General features: G+C 70.2%; 15 protein-coding genes. 8 read left to right on the top strand and 7 right to left on the bottom strand.

The window, feature by feature from the left end:
- Positions 1–68 precede the first annotated feature (68 nt).
- From AB0G28_RS34870 to AB0G28_RS34860, 3 genes are all read left to right on the top strand, one after another.
- On the top strand, positions 69–716 hold the full coding sequence (locus AB0G28_RS34870; RefSeq protein ID WP_361099167.1) for an amino acid ABC transporter permease: 648 nt from the start codon (positions 69–71) through the stop codon (positions 714–716).
- Positions 713–1,573: an amino acid ABC transporter permease gene (locus AB0G28_RS34865; RefSeq protein WP_361099164.1), complete on the top strand. Its 861-nt coding sequence runs from the start codon at positions 713–715 to the stop codon at positions 1,571–1,573. Before AB0G28_RS34870 ends, AB0G28_RS34865 begins: the two co-directional genes overlap by 4 nt.
- Positions 1,574–1,649: 76 nt before the next feature.
- The gene (locus AB0G28_RS34860; protein ID WP_361099161.1) at positions 1,650–2,387 is read left to right on the top strand and encodes an SDR family oxidoreductase; all 738 of its coding nucleotides are present in this window, start codon (positions 1,650–1,652) and stop codon (positions 2,385–2,387) included.
- Positions 2,388–2,505: 118 nt separating this feature from the next.
- Here AB0G28_RS34860 and AB0G28_RS34855 read toward each other — a convergent pair whose 3' ends face one another.
- Positions 2,506–3,192 (bottom strand): YoaK family protein, encoded by a 687-nt coding sequence (locus AB0G28_RS34855; RefSeq protein ID WP_361099158.1) that lies wholly within the window; start codon positions 3,190–3,192, stop codon positions 2,506–2,508.
- A gap of 236 nt (positions 3,193–3,428) precedes the next feature.
- Here AB0G28_RS34855 and AB0G28_RS34850 point away from each other — a divergent pair, with 236 nt between their 5' ends.
- Positions 3,429–4,280, top strand: coding sequence for a helix-turn-helix transcriptional regulator (locus AB0G28_RS34850; RefSeq protein WP_361099155.1), 852 nt, complete (start codon positions 3,429–3,431; stop codon positions 4,278–4,280).
- A gap of 159 nt (positions 4,281–4,439) precedes the next feature.
- Here the strand turns inward: AB0G28_RS34850 and AB0G28_RS34845 are convergent, their stop codons facing one another.
- Genes AB0G28_RS34845 through AB0G28_RS34820 form a run of 6 tightly spaced genes read right to left on the bottom strand, consistent with a single transcriptional unit; the run spans position 4,440 to position 9,945 of the window.
- Positions 4,440–5,558 (bottom strand): amidohydrolase family protein, encoded by a 1,119-nt coding sequence (locus AB0G28_RS34845; RefSeq protein ID WP_361099152.1) that lies wholly within the window; start codon positions 5,556–5,558, stop codon positions 4,440–4,442.
- Positions 5,555–6,085 (bottom strand): GNAT family N-acetyltransferase, encoded by a 531-nt coding sequence (locus AB0G28_RS34840; RefSeq protein WP_361099148.1) that lies wholly within the window; start codon positions 6,083–6,085, stop codon positions 5,555–5,557. Before AB0G28_RS34840 ends, AB0G28_RS34845 begins: the two co-directional genes overlap by 4 nt.
- 33 nt (positions 6,086–6,118) lie before the next feature.
- Positions 6,119–6,871, bottom strand: coding sequence for a succinate dehydrogenase/fumarate reductase iron-sulfur subunit (locus AB0G28_RS34835; protein WP_361099145.1), 753 nt, complete (start codon positions 6,869–6,871; stop codon positions 6,119–6,121).
- Positions 6,868–8,784 (bottom strand): fumarate reductase/succinate dehydrogenase flavoprotein subunit, encoded by a 1,917-nt coding sequence (locus AB0G28_RS34830; RefSeq protein ID WP_361099142.1) that lies wholly within the window; start codon positions 8,782–8,784, stop codon positions 6,868–6,870. Before AB0G28_RS34830 ends, AB0G28_RS34835 begins: the two co-directional genes overlap by 4 nt.
- Before the next feature lie 52 nt (positions 8,785–8,836).
- A complete protein-coding gene (locus AB0G28_RS34825; protein WP_361099139.1) occupies positions 8,837–9,661 on the bottom strand; it encodes a hypothetical protein in 825 nt (274 codons plus the stop codon).
- A complete protein-coding gene (locus AB0G28_RS34820) occupies positions 9,658–9,945 on the bottom strand; it encodes a hypothetical protein (protein ID WP_026469165.1) in 288 nt (95 codons plus the stop codon). Before AB0G28_RS34820 ends, AB0G28_RS34825 begins: the two co-directional genes overlap by 4 nt.
- A gap of 255 nt (positions 9,946–10,200) precedes the next feature.
- Between AB0G28_RS34820 and edd the strand changes: the two genes are divergently transcribed.
- The 4 genes from edd (at position 10,201) to AB0G28_RS34800 (ending at position 16,155) form a co-directional block, all read left to right on the top strand.
- Positions 10,201–12,087 (top strand): phosphogluconate dehydratase, encoded by a 1,887-nt coding sequence (gene edd / locus AB0G28_RS34815; RefSeq protein ID WP_361099135.1) that lies wholly within the window; start codon positions 10,201–10,203, stop codon positions 12,085–12,087.
- The gene (gene eda, locus AB0G28_RS34810) at positions 12,084–12,689 is read left to right on the top strand and encodes a bifunctional 4-hydroxy-2-oxoglutarate aldolase/2-dehydro-3-deoxy-phosphogluconate aldolase (protein ID WP_361099132.1); all 606 of its coding nucleotides are present in this window, start codon (positions 12,084–12,086) and stop codon (positions 12,687–12,689) included. Before edd ends, eda begins: the two co-directional genes overlap by 4 nt.
- Before the next feature lie 215 nt (positions 12,690–12,904).
- Positions 12,905–14,872, top strand: coding sequence for a PEP/pyruvate-binding domain-containing protein (locus AB0G28_RS34805; protein ID WP_361099129.1), 1,968 nt, complete (start codon positions 12,905–12,907; stop codon positions 14,870–14,872).
- A gap of 20 nt (positions 14,873–14,892) precedes the next feature.
- Positions 14,893–16,155 (top strand): MFS transporter, encoded by a 1,263-nt coding sequence (locus AB0G28_RS34800; protein ID WP_361099126.1) that lies wholly within the window; start codon positions 14,893–14,895, stop codon positions 16,153–16,155.
- Positions 16,156–16,170 lie beyond the last annotated feature (15 nt).

Genomic DNA, 16,170 nt, shown 5'->3' with positions numbered 1-16,170 from the left:
TGGATCGGGTGTCCCGCTCCACCGGCCTTCCCACATCCACCACCTGAAACGGACGCGGGGAAGGTTCCATGGACGTCCTGCTCAACAACCTGGACCTGTTCGGTCCGTTCTTCCTCACCACGATCGAACTGTTCCTGCTCTCGGCCGCCGGCAGCCTGATCTGGGGCACGATCCTCGCCATGCTGCGGGTGAGCCCGGTGCCCGTGTTCCGCGCCGTCGGCACGGCGTACGTGACGATCGCCCGGAACACCCCGCTCACCCTCGTGTTCGCGTTCTTCGTGTTCGCGTACCCGCTGCTGGACATCGTGAAGCTCGACTACTTCCCGGCGGCGGTGACCGCCCTGATCGTGTACACCTCGGCGTTCATCTGCGAGGTTGTGCGCTCGGGCATCAACACCGTGCCGGTCGGCCAGGCCGAGGCGGGCCGCGCGCTCGGGCTGACCTTCGGCCAGATCCTCGGCCAGGTCGTGCTGCCGCAGGCACTGCGCTCGGTCGTCCCGCCGCTGATCAGCACCCTGATCGCGCTGCTGAAGAACACCACCATCGCCGCCGGTTTCTCCGTCGCCGAGGCCGGCGCGATCCGTTCGTACCTGTCCGAACGCGGCGAGAACCAGCTGGTCGGCCTGCTGTGGGTCGCGCTCGGCTTCATCATCCTGGTCGCCGTGCTGTCGTTCGTCCAACGCAGCCTGGAGAAGCGCTGGAGCGTGGCCCGATGAGCAATGTGCTGTTCGATGTCCCGGGGCCGAAGGCGCGGCTGCGGTACCGCACGTACGCGGTGGTCGGCACACTCGTCGTCCTGGCGTTCGTCGGCTACATCGGCTGGCGCTTCTACGACAGCGGCCAGTTCACCGCCCGCAAGTGGGAATGGTTGCAGTACGCGCAGGTGCAGCGCGACCTGGGCAACGCGATCCTGTCGACCGTCGAGGCGTTCGCCGCCGCCGCGGTGCTCGCGCTGATCTTCGGCGCGATCTTCGCGGCGGGCCGGCTGTCCGACCACGCCTGGATCCGCCGGATCGCCGGCTTCGTCGTGGAGTTCTTCCGCGCGATCCCGGCACTGATCCTGATGTTCCTGTTCTACTTCGGCCTGCCGACCGTCGGCGTGCCGACGAGCCCGTTCCTCGGCGTGGTCCTCGGCCTGACGCTGTACAACGGCTCGGTGCTCGCGGAGGTCTTCCGGGCGGGCATCCAGTCGCTGCCGAAGGGCCAGAGCGAAGCCGCGTACGCGCTCGGCATGCGCAAGACGCAGGTGATGTTCCTGGTCCTGCTGCCGCAGGCGATCCGGGCGATGCTGCCGACGATCATCAGCCAGCTGGTCGTGCTGCTGAAGGACACCGCGCTCGGCTTCATCATCACCTACCAGGAGCTGCTGTACTACGCGCGGTACATCGGTTCGCAGGGCGCGTTCGGGCGGCCGATCGTGCCGTCGACGATCGTGGCGACCGGCATCTACGTCGTCATGTGCCTGCTGCTGACGGCGCTGGCGACGTACCTGGAGCGGCGCAACCGGCGCAACAAGAAGGTCGTGGCGGCGCCGCCGTCGGCGGCCGAGGATCTGGTGGCCGCCTCCGCCTGAGTCACCCGTTCGAGGCCCCCGGGATCCGTCCCGGGGGCCTTGTCGTTTCCGGTGGGTCTCCCCTAGCGTCGGCGGCATGGGTGTCGCACTGGTGACCGGCAGTTCCCGCGGCCTGGGTCGCGTGATCGCACGACGGCTGGCCCGCGACGGGTTCGCCGTCGCGGTCAACGGCCTCCACGACGACCCCGACCTGAAGACGGCGGCGGAGGCGATCCTCGCCGAGGGCGGCCGCGCGGCGGCGTTCGCCGCGGACGTGACGGACCGCCGTCAGGTCGGCGAGCTGGTCGACGCCGTCACGGCGGTGCTGGGCCCGATCGGCGTGCTGGTGCTCAACGCGACCGGCCCGCAGCCCGAGGCGCCGGTGTCCCAAGTGGACTGGCCGGACCACCTGGCCCAGCTGGACTTCTTCGTCCGGTCGCCGGTGCTGCTCGGCCACGCGGTGCTGCCGGGGATGCGCGCCCGCGGGTACGGGCGCATCGTGCACGTGGATTCGGAGGTGGCGGACCGCCCGCCACCGGGCCGTTCGGCGTACGCGACGGCGAAGAGCGCCCAGGTCGGCCTGACCAGGGCGTGGGCGCGCGAGCTGGCCCCGGACGGCATCACGGTCAACACGGTGGCGCCGGGCTTCGTCCCGGTGGAGCGGCACGCGGAGGTGCCGGCCGCCGAGCGGGAGGAGTACCGGGCGTCGGTCCCGGCGGGCCGGTTGGGCACCCCGGAGGACGTGGCGGCGGCGGTGAGTTTCTTCGCGTCGGAGGAGGCGGGATTCGTCACGGGCCAGCGTCTCCTGGTCGACGGCGGCCGCTCCCTGGGCTGATTTCCGGCCGCGATATATCCTGCGAATAGGCGCGCAATTCGTTACGCCCAGAGCGGCATCTGCGTGAATTCCCCGGCAAGATTTCCGCTTGCCACCACAACGATGTGGATCAGCACATTTACGCCGCTGAACCACCCTTTCCCGCAGTAGCGCCGGAGCCGGCCCACAACACCACCAGCACCCCGAGAATCAGCACCAGCGCGAGACTCAACGCCGTCCACATCGCGACGCGCAACTGCAGCAGCCCGCCCGCGAAGGCGCCCACGAGCATCGCCCCCACGGCGGCCACCTTCCGCAGGGGATGCGCCCCGGCCCCTCCCGCCGCCTTCGAATCCGCCGCGAATCCGGTCAGCGTCATCGTCAGGACCGTCGTCGTCAGGTCGGGGGCGCCGATGCGGCGGACCGCCGCGTTCTGCACGCCCATCGCCACGCCCAGCACCACGATCAGCAGCTCGCTGCCCGGCCGCGTGCCGGCGCCGAGGGTCGCCGACAGCACGACCGCCACCGCGACCAGCACCGCCTGGACCGTCGTCGCCCGGCGGAGGGCGTCGTAGTCGTCGTCGCGGCGGGCCAGGCGGCCGCCCGCGAGCGCGCCCGCCAGGAACGCCAGCACCGCCGTCAGCGACGCGAGCACCGACAACGTCGTCTCCCCCGCCGCCGCGAAGCCGAAGAACACGACGTTGCCCGTCATGTTGGCCACGAAGACCCGGCCCAGCCCGAGAAAGCTGACCGCGTCGACCACTCCCGTGACGACGGTCAGCGCCAGCAGCAGGGCGGCCAGGCCCCGAGGTTTCGTCTCAGCCACGCCGCAAGTCAACCACCCCGCGAGTGGACGCGCCGGGCCGGTTCGATTCCGGGGACGAATTCCGTAGGCTCCTTAGTGACGCGCGAAAGCGCGAAGCGTGCTTCATTGCGCGAAGCGGCTTCGCAGCGCTTCGCGGGCGGATTCCGTTGTCACACAGGCAGAACAACGACCTCCTTGCGGTGAATCCGCGCGCGGCCTGCGCTGTTTTGTCGGAGGTCGCCTCTACCGTGCGGGGCATGACCGAAAAGAGCACGGTGCGCACGCGCGAAATGGCCTTCGAACTGAAGAGCCAGCGCGAGCAGAAGGAGATGCCCCTGCGCGAGGTGGCGCGGCGCGCGGACTGGTCGGCGTCGAAGGTGTCGGCCTGGGAGAACGGCCGCCGCATCTCGCCGGTCGACGCGGCGATCTACCTCGCCCACTGCGGCACGAAGGCCGCCGAACGCACGCGGCTCCTCGAACTGACCAAGCCGCCCAGCGACCTGTACTGGGTGCGGCCCTACTTCGACAAGCACGTCGACCCCATGAAGTCGCTCATCATCCAGGAAAAGCTCGCGAGTTCGCTGACGTACTACAGCCCGGCCGCCATCCCCGGGATGTTGCAGACGGAGGACTACGTCCAGACCTGTTTCGAGCTCACCGGGCGCTACACCACCGACAGGCTGGGCGTGCTGACCCGGGCCCGCGTGGACCGGCAGCAGCTGTTGCAACGCCACGACCCGCCTCGCTGCACCTTCTTCGTGCACGAGCGGGCTCTGCGGTCGTGCGTCGGCAGCCCGGAGCTCATGCACGAACAGCTGCAGAACCTCGTGCTGACCACGAACCTGCCGCACTGCGTGATCCGGGTCGTGCCGGAGTCGGATCCGGCTTTCCGGGTGCTGAGCACGACCTTCACGGTGATGGAGTTCCCCGAGCATCCGCCGGTGGTCTACGAAGAGACCTACACCGCGGGGTTGTTCGTGGACGACCGGATCGCCGTCGAGGCCTTCTACCTCCTCCTCACCCGGCTGGAACAGGTGGCCCTTTCCGAGAACCAATCGCGGAAGTGGCTCGTCCGGTTCGCGGAGGAGTACGAACGCATGGGGGACTGATCCGGGATGGCTCGCGTTCGAAAACTGCTACGGCGAAGGCCGGGAGAACCAACCCTGCGTGGAAGCGGCCCTGACCCCGGGGGTCACCGCGGTCCGCGGTTCCCGGGTGCCCGGCACCCGGGCACCGCACCGTCCCCCACCGCGCGTGGAGCGCGCTGCTCAGCTCGCTTCGCCGACCCGTTCCCCGTCGTGCCAGACCGCCCGGATCCGGCCGGGCAGGTCGGTCACGTCGAGGCCCGGGCCGTCGAGCAGCACGAGGTCCGCGCGCAGGCCGGGCTCGAGGCGGCCGCGGTCGTCGTCGAGGCGCAGCAGCCGGGCCGCCTCGGACGTGGCCGCTTTCAGGGCCGCCGCGTCGCCGAGCACGGCGGCCAGCAACCGCAGCTCGGTCGTCAAGTCGACATGGGGACGCGGGGCGAGGTCCGAGCCCGCGGCGATGCGGACGCCGGCTTCCACCGCGAGGCGCAGGGAGCGCTGGTGCGTGCCGGCGAACTCGCTGTCGCCGATCGGCGACAACGTCGGCACGTACCAGGCGCCGGCCATGGCGGCGACGGCGGAGTCGTCGAGGAAGGTGCCGTGTTCGATGCTGCGCGCCCCGGCGCGGGCCGCCGAGACGACCGCCGCGGACGTGTGCGCGTGAGCCATCACGTCCCGGCCGCACCGGCCGGCCTCGGCGACGAGCGCGAGGAGTTCGTCGTCGGCGGGGCGGACGTCGACGCCGGCACGGATCGACGCCATCGCCCCGCCGGCGCCGACCTTGATCCAGTCCGCGCCCGCGCGCACCATCCGGCGGACGGCCGCGCGGGCGGCGTCCGGCCCGTCGAACAGCGGGTCCGGCAGCGAGGGGTCACCGTAGTGGTCGACAGCGCCCGCGGGCGGCTCCCAGCCGTCGCCGAGCCCGCCGGTCGGGCCCAGCTGGCGGAGGCTGACGAGCAGGTCCGGCCCGGTGATCCAGCCTTCCCGCAGGGCGTGCTTGAACCCGGCGTCGGCGCCCCAGGCGTCCCGGACGGTGGTGATCCCGCGCGCCAGCAGTCCCCGCAGCACGGGCACGGCTTCGAGGATCCGCGCGCTGCGCGGCAACGGCTCGGGCCGCGGGAAGGCGACGTGCACGTGGCAGTCGATGAGCCCGGGGATCAGCAGCCCGCCGGAACAGTCGACGCGCTCGCCGCCGTCGAGGCCGGGCCCGACCTCGGCGATGCGGTCGCCGTCGAGCCGGACGTCCGCACGGACGGTCTCACCGGTGTCGGGATCCAACACCCGCGCTCCGGCGAGCACCGTCACGCGAGTCCCTTGCGGTAGACGAACAGGTCGCACGGCGTGGCCAGCGACGGCGCGAGGTGCGGGTAGTCCTCGGCGAGGTCGACGTGGTGGGTCACGCGGTAGCCGAGCCGGCCGTACCACTCGGCCAGGAAGACCTTCGACGGGTGCGTCCAGTCCCGCGGCACCAGCAGCTCCAGCTGCATTTCACGGCACCCGGCGTCCCGGCTCGCCTGTTCGGCGAACCGGACGAGCTCACGCCCGACGCCGACACCCCGCCGCGCCGGATCGGCGGCGAGCATGCCGAACTCACCGGTGTGCTCGTCGAGCCGCCGCAACCGCACGGACCCGGCGAGATCACCGTCCCCACGCGCGACGGCGATCTCCCCGGCCCGCACGAGCCCGGCCATCTCGGCCGTCGACGTCCGGTCCGTGTCGTCCTGCCAAAGCCCTTTCTCGGCTTCGGCGTAGACCTGGTTGACGAGGTCGGTGAGCCGGGCGACCACCGCCCCGTCGTCGGCCGCGGAGGGCGGCAGCAGCTCGATCTCCATCCCTCCACCATGCCAGCCCAGCGGGCAGGAACGTCACTTGTCCCGGCGGAAGAGCTTGTTGCCCAGCCACACGATCGGGTCGTACTTCCGGTCCGCGACGCGCTCCTTCATCGGGATGAGCGCGTTGTCGGTGATGTGGATGCCCTCCGGGCACACCTCGGAACAACACTTGGTGATGTTGCAGTACCCGAGCCCGTGCTCGTCCTGCGCCGCGTCACGGCGGTCCGCGACGTCGAGCGGGTGCATCTCCAGCTCGGCGATGCGCATCAGGTACCGCGGCCCGGCGAAGGCTTCCTTGTTCTCCTCGTGGTCACGCACCACGTGGCAGGTGTTCTGGCACAGGAAGCACTCGATGCACTTGCGGAACTCCTGCGACCGCTCGACGTCGACCTGCTGCATCCGGTACTCGCCCGGCTTCAGGTCCGCCGGCGGCGTGAACGACGGGATCTCGCGTGCCTTCGTGTAGTTGAACGACACGTCGGTGACGAGGTCGCGGATCACCGGGAACGTCCGCATCGGCGTCACCGTGATCACCTCGTCCTCGGTGAACGTCGACATCCGCGTCATGCACAGCAGGCGCGGCCGGCCGTTGATCTCCGCCGAGCACGAGCCGCACTTGCCCGCCTTGCAGTTCCAGCGCACGGCGAGGTCCGACGCCTGGGTGGCCTGCAGCCGGTGGATGATGTCGAGGACGACCTCGCCCTCGTTCACCTCCACCGTGAAGTCCTGCAGCCCGCCGCCGGTGTCGTCGCCGCGCCAGACCCGGAAACTCGCCTTGTAGCTCATGCCTTGCTCCCGGGGTGCGTCTCGAGCTCCGCATCGGTGTAGTACTTCCCGAGTTCGCCGAACTCGAACAGCTCCAGCAGGTCCTGCCGCAGCGGCACCTGCTCCTTCACCTCGACGTCGATGTCCGGCACCACCGGGTTGTCGCCCGGGGACGCCGAGCACACGAGGAGCTTGTTGCGCCAGTCCGCCTGCATGGCCGGGTAGTCGTCCCGCGTGTGCCCACCGCGGCTTTCGGTCCGCGTCAGCGCCGCCTTGGCGACGCACTCGCTGACCATCAGCATGTTGCGCAGGTCGATGGCGAGGTGCCAGCCGGGGTTGAACTGCCGGTGCCCCTCGACCGTGACGCGCAGGATCCGCTCCCGCAGCTCGTCGAGCTTCGCCAGCGCCTGCGCCATCTCCTCCGCCTTGCGGATGATGCCGACCAGGTCGTTCATCGACTGCTGCAGCTCGGTGTGCAGCGTGTACGGGTTCTCCGCCGAGCCGCCCTCGGGCGGGTCGAACGGCGCCAGTGCCATCTTCGCCGCGGCGTCCACATCGGACTGCTCGACCACGGGCCGCGCGTCGAGCGCCTGCACGTACTCGGCGGCGCCGAGCCCGGCGCGGCGCCCGAACACCAGCAGGTCGGACAGCGAGTTGCCGCCGAGCCGGTTGGACCCGTGCATGCCGCCCGAGCACTCGCCGGCCGCGAAGAGTCCGGGCACGCTCGCCCCGGCCGTGTCCGGGTCGACCTCGATGCCGCCCATGACGTAGTGGCAGGTCGGGCCGACCTCCATCGGCTCCGCGGTGATGTCGACGTCCGCCAGCTCCTTGAACTGGTGGTACATCGACGGCAGCCGCTTGCGGATCTCCTCGGCCGGCAGCCGGCTGGCGATGTCGAGGAAGACGCCGCCGTGCGGGGAGCCGCGGCCCTCCTTGACTTCGGAGTTGATCGCGCGGGCCACCTCGTCACGCGGCAGCAGGTCCGGTGTGCGCCGGTTGCTCTCCTGATCGGTGTACCAGCGGTCGGCTTCGTCTTCGCTTTCGGCGTACTGCCCCTTGAAGACGTCGGGCACGTACTCGAACATGAACCGCTTGCCGTCGGAGTTCTTCAGCACGCCGCCGTCGCCGCGGACACCCTCGGTGACGAGGATGCCCTTGACGCTCGGCGGCCAGACCATCCCGGTCGGGTGGAACTGGACGAACTCCATGTTGATCAGCTTCGCGCCGGCCCGCAGGGCCAGCGCGTGGCCGTCGCCGGTGTACTCCCACGAGTTCGACGTCACCTTGAACGACTTGCCGATGCCGCCGGTGGCGAGCACGACCGCGGGCGCCTCGAAGAGGATGAACCGCCCGCTCTCGCGCCAGTAGCCGAACGCGCCGGCGATCTTCCCGTCGGTGGTGAGCAGCTCGGTGACCGTGCACTCGGCGAAGACCTTGATCTTCGCTTCGTAGTCGCCGGTCTCGGCGAAGTCCTCCTGTTGCAGCGAGACGATCTTCTGCTGCATCGTGCGGATCAGCTCGAGACCGGTGCGGTCACCGACGTGCGCGAGCCGCGGGTAGGTGTGCCCGCCGAAGTTGCGCTGGCTGATCCGGCCGTCCGCGGTGCGGTCGAACAACGCGCCGTAGGTCTCGAGCTCCCAGACGCGGTCCGGCGCCTCCTTGGCGTGCAGCTCGGCCATCCGCCAGTTGTTGAGGAACTTCCCGCCGCGCATGGTGTCGCGGAAGTGGACCTGCCAGTTGTCGTTCGAGTTCGCGTTGCCCATCGACGCGGCGCAACCGCCTTCGGCCATCACCGTGTGCGCCTTGCCGAACAGGGACTTGCAGACGACGGCGACGCGGAAACCGCGTTCGCGCGCCTCGATCACAGCTCGCAGACCGGCGCCACCGGCACCGATCACCACCACGTCGTAGCTGTGCCGTTCGACCTCGGTCATGAAGAGATTCCACCTCGGAACTGGGGACGTGTCGTTGTGGGGGAAGGGAGCGCTAGTTCACGAACCGCAGGTCGGAGATCGCGCCACTGGCCACGAGCATGACGTAGAAGTCGGTCAGCACCAGCGTGCCGAGCGTCGTCCAGGCCAGCGTCATGTGGCGGGTGTTGAGCTTCGAGACCTTGGTCCAGATCCAGTAGCGCACCGGGTGCTTGGAGAAGTGCTTGAGCCTGCCGCCGGTCACGTGCCGGCAGGAGTGGCAGGACAGCGTGTAGGCCCAGAGCAGGACCACGTTGCCGAGCAGGATGATGTTGCCCAGCCCGAAGCCGAAGCCGCCGGTCTTCCCGTGGAACGCCGTGATCGCGTCGTAGGTGTTGATCAGCGAGACGATCAGCGCGACGTAGAAGAAGTAGCGGTGGACGTTCTGGATGATCAGCGGCAGCCGCGTCTCGCCGGTGTACTTGGCGTGCGGTTCCGCGACGGCGCAGGCCGGCGGGGAGAACCACACCGACCGGTAGTAGGCCTTGCGGTAGTAGTAGCAGGTCAGGCGGAACCCGAGCAGGAACGGCAGCACGACGAACCCGAGCGGGATCCAGCCGGGCAGGTCGCCGAACCAGTGGCCGAAGTGGCTCGAGCCCTCGACGCAGGACGTGGACAGGCACGGCGAATAGAACGGCGTCAGGTAGTGGTAGTCGGGCACCCAGTACGCGGTGCGCACGAACGACCGGATCGTCGCGTAGACGATGAACGCCGACAGCCCGAGCACGGTCAGCAGCGGCTGGAGCCACCACCGGTCCGTGCGGAGGGTGCGCTCGGCGATCCGGGCCCGCTTCGGGGCCCGGACGCCGGTGCCGACGCCGTTGTCAGCGGGTGCGCTCACCGCTGGTCGCGCTTGTAGCCGCCGACGCCTTCGTCATCGGCGCCGTGCCACAGCGCCGGGTCGTAGGGGGTGTCGGGTACCGGGACGCGTTCGGCCGCCTTGGCCTGGGCGGGCACGGCGGGCGGCACACCGTCGAGGTCGGCGGTGTCGATGTCGAGGCGCTCCACGTCGTTGGCGAGCCGGCGCACCGCCGACGCGTCGCCGTAGCGGGAGCGCAGCGCGCCGACGCACTGCCTGAGCTGGCCGATGGTTCGCCGCAGCTCGGCGATCTCGGAGGTGGACATCATGCCTCCCGGGTTGGTGGTGGGCCGACAGGGAACCGGCCGGGCGATCGCTCGCCCCCACGGCTTTGCCGCGCGTCGTGCAGTGTGACAACTAGCACACTATCGGTCCCGGAGGTGATCGGGGTCACGCGGGTGGATCTTCTGAATCGATTTTGTTTCCGCGTTTTCCGGAGGTAGTGTGGCCAGTGTCACGACCCAGAGGCGCCAGTGCTGCCGTCCCGCGGACCACCCCACCCCCGTGATCCGGAGCCGGACATGAGCCATCCCACCACGCCGCTGCATCCTGTCGTCGCCGAAGTCACCGCGCGCATCGCCGCGCGCAGTGCCGCGACGCGCTCGGCGTACCTCGACCGCATGACCGCCGCGCACGCCGAAGGCCCGGTCCGCCGCGGCCTCGCGTGCAGCAACCTCGCCCACGGCTTCGCCGCCATGGAAGGCGCCGACAAGGAGGCGCTGCGGGCCGCGCGCGCCCCCGGCGTCGCGATCGTCTCGTCCTACAACGACATGCTGTCGGCGCACCAGCCGATGCAGGAGTACCCGGCCTGGCTGAAGAAGTCCGTGCGGACCGCCGGCGGTGTCGCCCAGTTCGCCGGCGGCGTCCCGGCCATGTGCGACGGCATCACGCAGGGCCGCGCGGGCATGGAGCTGTCGCTGTTCAGCCGCGAGGTCATCGCGATGTCGACGGCGATCGCGCTGTCGCACGACATGTTCGACGCGGCCCTGCTGCTGGGCGTCTGCGACAAGATCGTGCCCGGCCTGCTGATCGGCGCGCTGTCGTTCGGGCACCTGCCGTCGATCCTGGTCCCGGCCGGCCCGATGAACTCGGGGCTGCCGAACAAGGAGAAGGCGCGCGTCCGGCAGCTGTACGCCGAAGGTCTCGCGACGCGCGAAGACCTCCTCGACGCCGAAGCGGCGTCGTACCACTCGGCCGGCACCTGCACCTTCTACGGCACGGCCAACTCCAACCAGATGGTCGTCGAGGTGATGGGCCTGCACCTGCCGGGCGCCAGCTTCGTCCAGCCGGGTTCTTCGTTGCGGCGCGCGCTGACCGAGGAGGCCGGGCGGCGGGTCGTCGCGATCTCGCGCGGCGAGGAGTACACGCCGGTCTCGCGGATCCTCGACGAGAAGGCGTTCGTCAACGGCGTCATCGCACTGCTCGCCACCGGCGGGTCGACCAACCACACCATGCACCTGGTCGCCGTCGCCGCGGCCGCGGGCATCGAGCTGACCTGGGACGACTTCTCCGACCTCTCGGCGGTCGTGCCGCTACTGGCGCGGGTCTACCCGAACGGCAGCGCCGACATCAACCACTTCCACGCCGCCGGCGGCATCCAGTTCCTGGTCGGCACGCTGCTCGACGCCGGGCTGCTGCACGAGGACGTGCACACGGTGGCCGGGTTCGGGCTGCACCGCTACCGCGCCGAGCCGATCCTGTCCGACGGCGAGCTGGTCTGGCGCGACGTGCCCACCCGCAGCCTCGACGAGGAGGTGCTGCGCCCGGCGTGGCGCCCGTTCGCCGCGGACGGCGGGCTGCGGATGGTCGAGGGCAACCTCGGCCGCGCGGTGGTCAAGGTGTCGGCGGTGGCGCCCGAGCACCGCGTCGTCCAGGCGCCGGCGCGGGTGTTCACCACGCAGGAGGACTTCAAGGCCGCGTTCGAGGCCGGCGAGCTGGACCGGGACGTCGTCGTGGTGATCCGGCAGCAGGGCCCGCGGGCCAACGGCATGCCGGAGCTGCACGGCCTGACCCCGGCGCTGGGCGTGCTGATGGACCGCGGGTACGCCGTGGCGTTGCTCACCGACGGTCGCATGTCGGGTGCGTCGGGCAAGATTCCGGCCGCGATCCAGGTGACGCCGGAGGCCGCGGCGGGCGGCCCGATCGCCCGCGTCGCGGACGGCGACGTCATCCGGCTCGACGCGTCCGCGGGCTCGCTCGACGTGCTCGTCGGTGACGACCAGCTCGCCCGGCGTGAGCTTGTGGATTCGCCGCCGTCCGAAGCATCCTGGACCGGCACCGGCCGGGAGCTGTTCGCCGCGTTGCGCCGTGCGGTCGGCCCCGCCGACCAGGGCGCTTCGGTCTTCGGCGGCTTGACGCCGGAACACTTCGGAATGCCCGCTTTCGCTACCCAGGAGGTCGGTCAGTGACCACCGGTCAGGACCTGCTCGAGCTGTCCCCCGTGATGCCCGTCGTGGTGATCGACGACGCCGACGACGCAGTGCCCACGGCGCGGGCCCTGCTCGCCGGCGGGATCGGGGTCATCGAGCTGACCCTGCGCACCCCGGCTGCGCTGTCCGCGATCGAGCGCGTCGCCACCGAAGTGCCGGACATCGTCATCGGCGCCGGCACCGTCGTCTCGCCAGACCAGGCGAAGCAGGCGGCCGACGCGGGCGCGAAGTTCCTCGTGACGCCGGGCTGCACGGACGCGGTCGTCGACGCGTGCTTCGAAACCGGGCTGCCGTTCCTGCCCGGCGCGAGCACGGTGTCCGAGGCGATGCGGCTGGCCGAGCGCGGGCTGTCGGCGTTGAAGTTCTTCCCGGCGGAGGCCAGCGGCGGTGTCGCGTACCTGAAGTCGATCGCGGGCCCGTTGCCTTCCTTGCGCTTCTGCCCCACGGGCGGGATCACCGTGGCGTCGGCGCCGTCGTACCTGGCGCTGCCGAACGTCGGCTGCATCGGCGGCTCCTGGCTGACGTCCTCGCTCGACCCCGCCACGATCGAGAAGCTGGCCGCGGAGGCCGCCGCGCTGTAGCGGAGATCACTCCGCGTCGTCGCCTTACCCGAACGGTGGAATGCGCGTCCGCATTCCGGGAGCACCGTTCCAGCGCGCTGGAACGGTGCTCCGAGCGGGTGTGGCGCCGGTCATGAAAATCCGGCGCGTTCCGCTGAATGGTGCATGCGTCACTCGAGCAGGCCATTTACCTGCCTGTTATCGTTTCTCTTCGCTATTTCCAGCGAGGAGAATCCGTGTCCCTGACCAGCGTGGTCGCGCCCAGTCCTGCCCCCGAGACGGTGGCCGCCCTCGTCGGCGAACGCCTTTCGGTGTCCGCACTTCACCAGCTCGGCGGCACTCTCGGCGGCTACTCCTTCGTCAAGGTCGTGGTCGACCGCGAGCAAGCGAAGATCCACTTCCTGAACAACGCGCGCCATTCCTTTCACGCGATCTATATCGGCGAAGAGATCCTCGGCGTCGGCGAAGAACGCGTGCGCGCCGAGATCGATTCGTACAACGAGGACTTCTACCACGCGCCCGACCGGCGGTTCCTGCTCGGCATTCTGGCCCTGCACCCCCAGCTGCTTTCGCTGGAGACGGTCGAGGTCGACACGATGCCGGCCGCGCTGATCCGCGAGTTCCACGCCTTCGTCGCGCAGTACGTCGACCCGGCGCTGCCGCTGCTGTTCAAACCGGCCAACCAGCTGCAGGAGCGCATCGTCCGGGAGATCCCGGCGAGCGAGCTGCCGCGCGTCTTCGCGCACGAGCTGTTCTCCACGGCGCCGTTCGTGGCGCTGAACCCGGGCACGGCGACGGGACGGCTGCGCGCGTTCCGCACCGAAGCCGAGTACCGGGCCGCGACGCTGGACTGGACCGACATCATCGTGATGGACCGCGTGCCCGACGACATCCCGCGCCTGTCGGGCATCGTCAACGCCCGGCACACGACGCCGTTGTCGCACACCAACGTCCTCGCCACCGGCTGGCGGATCCCGAACGCCGTCCAGCTCGGCGCCCTGGCCGAGATCGAACGCCGCGGGCTCGACGGCAAGTGGGTCGAGTACACAGTGGACAGTCAGACGCTCTCCCTGCGTGAGGTCGACGAGCCGGCCGACGCGGTGCCGCCGGCCTGGTACGCCCAGCGCGTCACCCTGGAGGAGCCGGAGGCCGGCCACAGCCCGATCGTGAACCTCGCCCGGCTGCGCGCGTCCGACCGGCACCGCTACGGCACCAAGGCGGCCAACCTCGGCGAGCTGCACCACGTCCTGGCACACGGTTCGCAGCGGCTGCTCGGCTTCTACCAGGTGCCGCGGCCGCCGCGGGACAACCTGCTGCCGTACCTGGCCCGGCTGCTGGACGTCGCCCCGGAGGCCGACCTGGCCGCGGCGGCCCGCCGCCTGCTCGACGAGCACATCCGCGTGCCCCGCGGCATCGCGCTGCCGTTCTCGCTGCAGCGGCGGTTCCTGGAGTCGTCGCCGCGGATCCAGCAGGCCATCGGCAAGCTGAAGATGGCCCTCGAGCTGGACGCGCGGGAGATCGAGCCCCTGTGCGTCGAGCTGCAGGGCCTGATCCGGTCGGCGCGCATGCCGGGCGCGCTCGCCGGCGAAATCGACTCCGCGCTGGTGTCGCAGCTGGCCGGCGTACGGGCGTTCGTCGTGCGCAGCTCGTCGAACGCCGAAGACCTCGCCGGGTTCTCGGCCGCCGGGATCTACGAGTCGATCAACCACGTCACCACCGCCGAGCGGATCTTCGCCAGTGTCAAGGAAGTCTGGGCTTCGCTGGTGTCGGTGCGCAGCGTGCGGCTGCGCCACCAGGCCGGGATCTCCCTCGACGAGTGCTTCATGGGTGTCGTGATCCAGGAACAGGTCTCGGCCGACATCGGCGGGGTGCTGGTGACGACGAACCCGATGAACCGCGCGGACTTCCGCTCGGTGTACGTCAACGTGTCGCCCAGCGTGACGGACGTCGTCGACGGTTCGGCGCTGCCGATGCAGTACCTGTACTCGACGGTCGAAGGCGGCGGCCGCACGGTGTCGCTCGGCGACGCGGCCGAGGACCTCGACGAACGGGCCCACGAGCAGCTGCAGCGGCTCGCCGTCGCCGGCCGCCTGCTGCAGGGCCACTTCTCGCCCGACTACACCTTCGGCTCGCCGGTGGACGTCGAGTGGCTCGCCGACCGCGACCACGTCCACATCGTCCAGCTGCGTCCTTATTCGGCCTGACCTGTCCCGGGAGACACACCATGCTGGGCCTTCGCCTGCCCGCGAAACCCGACGTTCAGCGCGCCGTCCGGCTGACCTACGGGTTCCAGTTCTTCTTCGGCCTGCTGTTGTGGGTGCCGATCTTCTACCAGTATCAGAAAGTCGCCGGCCTCTCCGACGGCGAGATCTTCGGCATCCAGAGCATCTACTACATCGTGTTCTGCCTGCTGGAGATCCCGACCGGGATGCTCGCCGACCGATTCGACTACCGCACCTCGCTGACGGCGGGCGCCGGCGTGCTGGTGCTGGCGAACCTGGTGCCGGTGCTCTCGGGCTCGTACCCGGGTTTCCTCGTGCACTTCATCCTGATCGCCCTGGCCCGCTCGCTGGTGTCCGGCGCGCAGAGCGCGTACCTGTACGAGTACCTGCATGCTTCCAGTGCCGGCGAACACTACCTTCGCGTGGAAGGCGTCGGCCGCGCGTACAGCCTGGTCGGCAAGATCGTGTTCTGGCCGGTGATCGGCCTGCTGATGACGTGGAACCTCCCTTCCCCGTACTGGCTGACGGCGATCAACGCGGGCATCGCGCTGGTGTTCGCGTACAAGCTCCCGCCGATCCCCGGCGGCCGCCGCGCGACCGGCAAGACGGCGTCGCTGCTCGCGGGAGTCGGCGGCGCGCTGTCGGCGCTGCGCTCGTCCCGCTGGCTGGCGCTGCTGATGGTGCAGGGCATCGCGATGTTCACGCTGGTCCGGATCTGCCAGGTGAACCTGTTCCAGCCGATCCTCGAGTCGAAGTCGCTCTCGGTGAACTGGTACGGCGCGGCGCTGGCCGCGATGACGGTGTTCGAAGCGCTCGGCGCGGCCCGCCCCCACCGGCTCCGCCGCGCGATCGGCCCGGTGGGCTCGGTGTTCACGCTGACGATCGTGATGGCGCTGTGCCTCGGGGTGATCGTGTTCGTCGGCTCCTTCCCGGCAGTGGTGCTGCTATGCGTCTTCGCGGTGGCGACGGGCATCGCGTTCCCGGTCCAGAAGCAGCTGCTGAACGACTCCATCCCGGACTCCCGGTACCGCGCGACCCTCCTGTCGATGGAGTCCATTGTGGACCGCGCGGTGTGCGCGCTGGTCGCGGTGGCCCTGGGCGCGTACCTGGCCGCCGGCCGGCTGAACGAGTTCCTGGTCCTGACGGCCGTGGTGACGTGCGTGGCGATGGGGTTGCTGGCAGTCCTGCTGCTGGCGGTCCGCAAGCACCGCTCGGACCGGCGCCGGCCGGCCCGGCGGGAGCCGGTGACCGCCACCTCTCTCTGAGTGGGCGGTTCGGCC

Source organism: Amycolatopsis sp. NPDC021455 (assembly GCF_040640995.1).
In the GTDB taxonomy this organism is placed as follows: domain Bacteria; phylum Actinomycetota; class Actinomycetes; order Mycobacteriales; family Pseudonocardiaceae; genus Amycolatopsis.
The sequence above is the reverse complement of the archived record's forward strand: the minus strand, read 5'-3'. Positions and strand labels throughout refer to the sequence as shown.